General features: G+C 47.8%; 2 protein-coding genes. Both read left to right on the forward strand.

Features of this window, described 5'->3' with window-relative positions:
* The first annotated feature begins 98 nt into the window (after positions 1 to 98).
* Positions 99 to 365 (forward strand): IreB family regulatory phosphoprotein, encoded by a 267-nt coding sequence (locus ON063_RS14785; protein ID WP_015881196.1) that lies wholly within the window; start codon positions 99 to 101, stop codon positions 363 to 365.
* A 1-nt stretch (position 366) separates the two neighbouring features.
* A partial coding sequence (ruvX, locus tag ON063_RS14790; protein ID WP_274665647.1) for a Holliday junction resolvase RuvX occupies positions 367 to 604 on the forward strand: 238 nt, incomplete at its 3' end.

A 604-nucleotide genomic window follows, 5' to 3' on the forward strand; every position in this document is an offset into this window, starting at 1 on the left:
TGCAACAAAACTGGACGAAGCATTGAAGTTTGCTTCACATTACGTCCAATCACTGGCATAATAGAGTGTGAAGTGCAAACGGAAAGAGGTGGATTCTTGTGAGCCAAATGGATCGCACGATGCAATTCAATTTTCCAGAAGATGATCAACGTGCTAACACACGTGAGACGCTGATTACGGTATATCAAGCACTCGAGGAAAAAGGTTATCAACCGATCAATCAAATCGTGGGATACTTATTGTCAGGTGACCCCGCCTACATCCCACGTCATAATGATGCGCGAAACTTGATTCGCAAAATTGAGCGGGATGAACTTCTCGAAGAGTTGGTCAAATCGTATTTGAACGATCGTAGAGAGGATTAATATGAAGCGAGTCATGGGACTCGATGTCGGATCGAAGACAATTGGTGTCGCTGTGAGTGACCTGATGGGATGGACGGCACAAGGTGTGGAGACGGTCTATTGGACCGAACCCGACTTTGATGAAGCCGTCCGTCTCCTTCGTCCGTTTATCGAGCAGTACGATGTGAAAGAAGTCGTCGTCGGTCACCCGAAAAACATGAATGGGACAGTCGGTCCACGCGGTGAGGCGTCAGAGGCGT

Source organism: Exiguobacterium sp. B2(2022) (genome assembly GCF_028823655.1).
In the GTDB taxonomy this organism is placed as follows: Bacteria; Bacillota; Bacilli; order Exiguobacteriales; family Exiguobacteriaceae; genus Exiguobacterium; species Exiguobacterium aestuarii_A.